The sequence below is a fragment of the Periweissella beninensis genome (genome assembly GCF_016908275.1).
GTDB classification, from domain to species: domain Bacteria; phylum Bacillota; class Bacilli; order Lactobacillales; family Lactobacillaceae; genus Periweissella; species Periweissella beninensis.
Genome location: NZ_JAFBDN010000001.1, coordinates 163,169 through 169,577, shown reverse-complemented (window position 1 = coordinate 169,577; position 6,409 = coordinate 163,169). Strand labels below are relative to the sequence as shown.

The 6,409-nt window shown below is 34.3% G+C and carries 6 protein-coding genes; 5 read left to right on the top strand and 1 reads right to left on the bottom strand.

Annotation, left to right across the window (positions count from 1 at the left end; genetic code table 11):
* Positions 1–683 precede the first annotated feature (683 nt).
* From JOC59_RS00760 to rlmH, 5 genes are all read left to right on the top strand, one after another.
* A complete protein-coding gene (locus JOC59_RS00760; RefSeq protein ID WP_205142887.1) occupies positions 684–1,523 on the top strand; it encodes a MetQ/NlpA family ABC transporter substrate-binding protein in 840 nt (279 codons plus the stop codon).
* A 9-nt stretch (positions 1,524–1,532) separates the two neighbouring features.
* On the top strand, positions 1,533–2,561 hold the full coding sequence (locus JOC59_RS00755) for a methionine ABC transporter ATP-binding protein (RefSeq protein ID WP_205142886.1): 1,029 nt from the start codon (positions 1,533–1,535) through the stop codon (positions 2,559–2,561).
* On the top strand, positions 2,558–3,220 hold the full coding sequence (locus JOC59_RS00750; protein WP_205142885.1) for a methionine ABC transporter permease: 663 nt from the start codon (positions 2,558–2,560) through the stop codon (positions 3,218–3,220). The genes JOC59_RS00755 and JOC59_RS00750 overlap by 4 nt, the downstream gene beginning before the upstream one ends.
* Positions 3,221–3,249: 29 nt before the next feature.
* Positions 3,250–4,419: a pyridoxal phosphate-dependent aminotransferase gene (locus JOC59_RS00745; RefSeq protein WP_205142884.1), complete on the top strand. Its 1,170-nt coding sequence runs from the start codon at positions 3,250–3,252 to the stop codon at positions 4,417–4,419.
* 286 nt (positions 4,420–4,705) lie between these two features.
* On the top strand, positions 4,706–5,185 hold the full coding sequence (gene rlmH, locus JOC59_RS00740) for a 23S rRNA (pseudouridine(1915)-N(3))-methyltransferase RlmH (protein ID WP_205142883.1): 480 nt from the start codon (positions 4,706–4,708) through the stop codon (positions 5,183–5,185).
* A 148-nt stretch (positions 5,186–5,333) separates the two neighbouring features.
* On the opposite strand, the gene JOC59_RS00735 is transcribed toward rlmH, so the two are convergent.
* Positions 5,334–6,215 (bottom strand): LysR substrate-binding domain-containing protein, encoded by an 882-nt coding sequence (locus JOC59_RS00735; protein WP_205142882.1) that lies wholly within the window; start codon positions 6,213–6,215, stop codon positions 5,334–5,336.
* Positions 6,216–6,409 lie beyond the last annotated feature (194 nt).

Sequence of the window (6,409 nt, the reverse complement as noted above, 5' to 3'; positions counted from 1 at the left end):
TTAGGGTTTTTGAAAGTATTATCGATTTTTAAATTTGGGTCTTTTAATGTGAGTGATATTTTGAGATAATTATCCATGGAGATTTCCTTTCTGCTTGGTGGTGGTGGGTTATCTCTTTTTTTACACCTTTTTTTACAAAATGCAAGAAAAAAAGATACCGATTAACATGACGACGTCATGTCTATCAGTACCAAAAAGTGTAGACCCAATATTTAAACCGAACTATTAAGGATGAAATATCCCTAATAGTTTATTTTTTTGGTTAATTTTGCAGTAAAAACAGTAATAGGTGAATTTTAATTAAAATTAAATTTAATTTAAATGAGTTTTTAATAATTTTTTATTGACTTAATCTAATCCTTTGCTCATAATACAAGCAATAGCTAAACAACATGCCAAGGATGAGTACTATTATTTATCAAAGACAGAGAGTCAACAAAGTGGTGGAAGTTGATTACGATAAAGATACGAAGATGGTCTATTGGTTTAAAATTAGTTAGTGAGCGTTCCTAGGGAAGCTAATTAAGCGTAAGCTAACTACGGTAACTGACCGATATCACAGCAATGAGTGAGTGCAAGCATTAGATGGACTTAATTAAGGTGGTACCGCGGCAAAAGTCGTCCTTTATTTTTTAATAAAGGACGACTTTTTGTTTAGTTTAATAAAAAATGGAGGAATTACAATGAAAAGAAATACAAAATGGTTAATAGGGGCTGGGATAATTATCATCTTATTAGGAGGTGTGTTTACCATTGGTCATTTAAATTCTAAGCAAGCAACGAGTCAAACTACTAAAACTGTGACAATTGGGGTTGCACCAGGCCCATATGGTGATATGGCTAAAAAAGTAATCGGTCCGTTGCTTAAAAAGAAAGGTTTCACAGTTAAGACTAAAGAATTTAATGACTACATTCAACCGAATAAAGCGCTTAGCACGGGTGAAATTGATGCAAATTTATTTCAACATACGGCATATTTAAAAACATTTTCGAAAGCTAATCATTTAAAACTAACCGCAATTGCAAAGACGCCAACGTTGGGGATGGGAATTTATTCGAAAAAAATTACTAAATTAAGTGCATTAAAGAACGGAGCAACTGTTTCATTAGCTAATGATCCCTCTAACTTAGCACGGTCATTACAGCTATTAGCAGCTAATAAATTGATCAAATTAAAGGCGAAGATTAATGTCGCACAAGCTAGTCTAGCAGATATTACAAGTAATCCAAAACATTTAAAATTTAAAACACTTGATGCAGCGCAATTACCACAATCGCAAAGTAATGTAACAATCGCACTAATTCCAGGTAATTATTCATGGAATGCTAATTTGGATCCAAGTAAAGCTTTGGCACTTGAAAACTTAAGTGCGGATTATCAAGAAGTATTTGTCGTAAAAACAAGTGCTAAAAACAGTAAATTTGCGAAGGCAGTTAAAAGTGTCTTAAATAGTCAAGCCTTTAAAGATGCAATTGCTAAGTCTAAGTTTAAGAATTTTCAAAAACCAGATACTTGGAAATAGGAGGGGACTATGAGTCAAATTGAACTTACCAATGTATCAGTCCTTTTTAAAGCAAAAAACCGGACGATTAGTGCCGTTAATGATGTTTCATTAGCAATTGAAGCGGGTGAAATATACGGAATTGTTGGCTTATCTGGGGCTGGTAAGTCAACACTCGTAAGAACGATTAATGGACTTCAAAAACCAAGTACCGGGTTAGTAAAAATAAATGGAATTGATATAACTAGTTTAACCAAGCAAAAATTAAAACAAGTTCGACAGAAAATTGGTTTCATTTTTCAGAATTTTAATTTAATTAGTAATCGAACAGTTGGTCAGAATATAGCTTTTGCTTTAACAGCTGGTGGGTATCCTGAAAAAGAGCAACCAGCTAAAATTAATGAACTATTGTCCTTGGTAGGATTAGCCGATCGAGTAGACAATTATCCTAATCAGCTATCTGGTGGTCAAAAGCAAAGAGTTGGCATTGCCCGGGCATTGGCAAATGAGCCAGAGATTTTATTATGTGATGAAGCAACAAGTGCGCTAGATGTCGCCACCGCTGAAGAAATCGTAAACTTATTAAAGGATATTAATAAACGTTTGAAAATTACAATCGTGTTTATTACCCACCAAATGGAAGTAGCCAAAAAACTATTCAATCGTATGGCCGTGATGGATAACGGGGTCGTAGTTGAAACAGGTAAAACATATGAAATCTTTGCTAATCCACAATCACCAATGGCCAAAAAATTAGTAAACCATGTGTTAGCAGTAGCGATTCCTAGTGAAATAAAGCAACAGTTAGCATTGCAAGCCACGCAAGGCCAAATTTTAACACTTAAATATCATGGTGAGGATTCATTGCATCCCCTAATAACAGCTATTGCACGAGAAACCAATGTTGATATTAGTATTTTACAAGGCCATATTGAATTTATTGAGGCGCGAGCAATTGGTATCTTATCAATTTACATTACTGGTGAGACACTAGCAATAAAAAAGGCCATTGCAGCGTTTAATAGCCAAGTAACGACATCTGCTGAGGTGGGAGAATGACAGAAACTTTACACATTTTACAGGAAAATTTAGGACAGGCATTATGGGAAACGTTTGAAATGGTACTAGTGTCAAGTATTATTGGTATTATTTTTGGTACATTGATTGGTTTGGCACTATATTATTATTCAAATCAACTATTTACACCACGTCCAGTTTTAAATAGTATTGTTGGATTTATTATTAATGCAACTCGTTCATTACCATTCTTGATTTTAATGGTAGTTTTAATTCCATTTGCTAAGTTAATTGCTGGCGATCCATATACCCCAATGGGAGGAGCTGTATCATTATCGGTAGCGGCCGTACCTTTTTTTGCAAGAATTGCGCAAAGTGCATTTGCTGAAGTTAATCAAGGGGTAATCGAGGCTGGTCAAGCGACTGGGGCTGGTTTTTGGTTGATTTTCCAAGACGTTTTATTTCCAGAGGCATTACCGGCATTAATTAGAGGAATTATCCTAACGATTATTAGTCTCATTGGCTATTCGGCCATGGTGGGAACAATTGGTGCGGGTGGTGTTGGTAATTTAGCAATTCAATATGGTTATAATCGTTATGAAACGGGTGTTTTAATAAGTGTCATTGTTATTTTAGTAGTAATTGTGCAGATTATTCAATGGATTGGTGATCGTTTGGCCAATCACTATACAAGATCATAACGGTTTAGCGTTAGGAGGCTAATGATATTATGGAATTTCAACAAGCAAATATTTTACAAAATTTACCTAAACAGTTTTTTGCTGATTTAGTCGCTAAAGTAAATAGCCAAATTGCTGCTGGAGTGGATGTAATTAATTTAGGACAAGGTAACCCTGATCAACCAACACCACAGTTTATTATTGATGCAATGAACAAAGCAATTATTAACCCAGAAAATCATAAGTATAGTAGTTTTCGGGGTGCTAGTGAATTAAAAGAAGCTATTGCTAATTTTTATCAACGCGAGTATGGGGTCAAGCTTGATCCAGAGCAAGAGGTTTGCATTTTAGGTGGCTCAAAAATTGGTTTAGTGGAACTACCATTAGCAATTTTAAATCCCGGGGATACGTTATTATTACCTAATCCTGGTTATCCTGATTATTTATCTAGTATTGCCCTAGCTAATTTAAAATTAGAATTATTACCATTACTAAAAAGTAATAATTTTTTACCAGATTATACCCAGTTAGATGAACAAGTTATTCAAGATGCTAAATTGTTATATTTAAATTATCCTAATAATCCAACTGGTGCGATAGCTACTGCTGATTTTTATCAAAAAACGGTTACCTTTGCTAAAGAAAATAAAATTGGTGTTGTACAGGATTTTGCATACGGCGCAATTGGTTTTGCAGAACAACCACCGAGAAGCTTTTTACAAACACCCGGGGCTAAGGACGTTGGGCTTGAATTTAATACCTTATCAAAATCATATAATATGGCAGGGTGGCGAATCGGTTTTGCAGTGGGTAATGCAGATATGATTGAAGCTTTAAACCTAATTCAGGATCATTTATTTGTTAGTGTATTTCCCGCAATACAACAGGCAGCAACGGAAGCTTTAAATAGTAATCAAAAAACCGTAAAAGAATTAGTTAATTTATATAAAGTACGAAGAGATGCCTTTTATCGGGCTGCTCGTAAAATTGGTTGGGAACCATATATTGGCGGTGGTAGTTTTTATGCTTGGATGCCGGTACCTAAAGGGTACACAAGTCAGCAATTTGCGGATACTTTATTAGCGAAAGCCGGTGTTGCAGTAGCCCCAGGAACTGGTTTTGGTTCAGGTGGGGAAGGTTTTGTGCGAGTAGGCTTACTAATCGATGAGCCAAGATATACAGAGGCTTGTGAAAGGATTGCACGATTAAACTTATTTTAGAAAGAATAAAGCAACAAAAAGTTATCCCCTTGTGGATAACTTTTTGTTTTTGGTGGATTTCTTGTTATTTTAAATAAAAAAGTTGATTATAGCAACCAAGAGACACAGCTGTGGATAAGTTTATTTTTATGTGGATAACTTAATTGTTCGTGGGAGTAAACACTAGTAACTTAGGCATAGTAGCTAATTAAAAAAATAATGTTCGTGTGGAAAACTGTGGATAAACTCCTAGATAAAATAATATAATATAGAATGAATAAAAGTAATAGGAGATATATATAATTAGATGAATATTAAAATTATTGGTGTTGGAAAATTAAAGGAAAAGTATTTAGCACAAGGAATTGCGGAATATGCTAAACGATTAAGTAAATTTGTCAATTTTTCAATTGTTGAAGTACCAGACGAAAAAGCGCCTGAGCAATTATCAGCAGCAGAAATGCAACAAGTGAAAGCAAAAGAAGGGGAGCGTATTTTAGCTAAGATTAAAGATCGCGAATATGTTTTTGCATTAGCCATTTTAGGAAATGAGCGAAGTAGTGAAGAACTTGCATCGGAGATCGATCATTTAGCTACATATGGGCATTCCGATATAACTTTTGTGATTGGTGGATCTTTGGGATTATCAAATGAGGTACTTAAGCGAGCTGATACACAAATTAGCTTTGGTAAGTTTACATTGCCGCATCAATTGATGCGGTTGATATTAGCAGAGCAAGTTTATCGGGCTTATATGATTAATGCTGGTAGCCCATACCACAAGTAAGTGTATTTTGATTAGTATAATAGCACTAATAAATTAGTGAAAAGTGAAGTGAACCCCCGATATTGGACCAAAATCCAATATCGGGGGTTTTTATTATATTAATTAAATATTCAAAATAAAAGCATTTAGGTATAACAACTTAAAACTTTTAGTATAGTTCTTCAGTAATAACCTTTAGGAGTTTTTGTTGGGCATCCGTTAGGACATGGTTACGTCGATAAGCTACACTAGCAAAAAATTCAGGTTGATCACTATCTAATAAAGGAATGCTGACAACATCATTGCGGTTCGGTTGGGCGACTTCAGCTAAGATGGTGATGCCAACATCTTCAGCAACCATATTCATCAAGAAATTTACATCATTTGATTTAAATAAAACATTTGGTTTAAAGTGGGCGTTTTGGGCAAAGATACGGGCTGCTTGCATATGAACAAAGCTTGGATTAAAAAAAACAAAAGTTTCATTTTTTAAATCAGCAAAATAAACACCTTTTTTTTGGGCTAAGGGATGTTGGGTACTAACAAAAATAGAAAATTTACTTGTAGCAAAGTCTTTAACAATGAACTCATCATGATGATGATGACTAATAGAACCAATAAGAGCAATATCAATTTCACCTTCTTTGAGTGCTTTGCGAAGATCGTTAGAACCCGCTTCATAAATTGCCACATTTGTAAGCAATGCTTTACGTTTTAAATTATGAGCTATTTTGGCAAAATAGGTATTTTCAATAATTGGCGCTAGGCCCAAAGTTAAGGTGTGCGTGTTAAGGCGATGAATTTCTTTTTTAGCAGTTTGTAATTCGTTAATAATGGTGATGGCGTGTTTATATAATTGCTCACCAGATGCGGTAATAATGAGTTCTTTTTGGGAAGTACCTCGAATCATAAGTTTTGTATCAAAAAAATCTTCTAATCTTTTAACCGCATTACTAATTGCTGGTTGACTTACGTTGTAAGATTTGGCAACTTTTGAGAAGTTTTTTTGTAAAAATAATTGTTGATAATATTCTAAGTCATGAAAGTACATTGAAAACCCCCTAGATAACAGCGTTTTGCGGCTGTATATAAATAATAGTTATCAGTTTTGATAGCTTTGATTATGTAACCATTAATGTATTATTGTAGTACAGTCAAGTTATTTTTCAATAAGTAACCAAGATTTGTATTAATTTTTAATAATTGAAGGTGATAGAGATAAGGCAAACGGCGTATCAAGTTAAG